The organism is Streptomyces sp. NRRL F-5630 (genome assembly GCF_000719475.1).
Lineage (GTDB): Bacteria > Actinomycetota > Actinomycetes > Streptomycetales > Streptomycetaceae > Streptomyces.
Genome location: NZ_JOGO01000201.1, coordinates 1 through 597 on the forward strand (window position 1 = coordinate 1; position 597 = coordinate 597).

2 pseudogenes are annotated in these 597 nt (G+C 61.5%); both read right to left on the reverse strand.

The window, feature by feature from the left end:
• Positions 1 to 98: 98 nt before the first annotated feature.
• Positions 99 to 458, reverse strand: a pseudogene (locus IF99_RS31415) (hypothetical protein); the annotation flags it as partial.
• A 52-nt stretch (positions 459 to 510) separates the two neighbouring features.
• Positions 511 to 597, reverse strand: a pseudogene (locus tag IF99_RS33830) (IS5/IS1182 family transposase); the annotation flags it as partial.

A 597-nucleotide genomic window follows, 5' to 3' on the forward strand; every position in this document is an offset into this window, starting at 1 on the left:
TTGAACTGCGGCGGATAGTTCTTCATGACCACGAGATGTCCGTTCTCAGATCCTCAGGATCCAGTGTCTCGTGTGTCCAAGATCCGGGGTCAAGGCCCGATCTCCAAGACGTACTCGCCAACCAGCTGCACGACGAAGGGGACGACCCATGGGTCCGTGGAAGCAACGACCTTCTCCAGGTGGCGCTGCCTGACCACCCCGTCGGAGTGCCTTGAGTACAGGCAGTGCAGAAGCTGCCGTTGGCGCGGTGAAAGCGACGCCACCGCGTCGGTCGGCGGCTCGTCGTTGTAGAGGCGTTCAGGGATCGAAACCTGCTGGCCCTCTACAACGACCGAGAACGAGGCATGCGGCTGGAGCCGAGAAGCAGGCATCACCGCCAGAACTGCCTCGGCATCGCCTGCAAGCTCAGCTGGGAACGCCGTGATCAACGGATTGCTACGGTCGGAAAGCGGCTGCACGAGCCGAGCATAGGCGGATGCCTCGACCAGGTAGCTTGCATTAGACGTTGTTTTATTTGGTGAGTCGGCGGTGGCAGATGAGGGCTGCGGCTATGCCGACGAAGGCGAGGAAGTGTTCGGCCTTGCGCTCGTAGCGGCG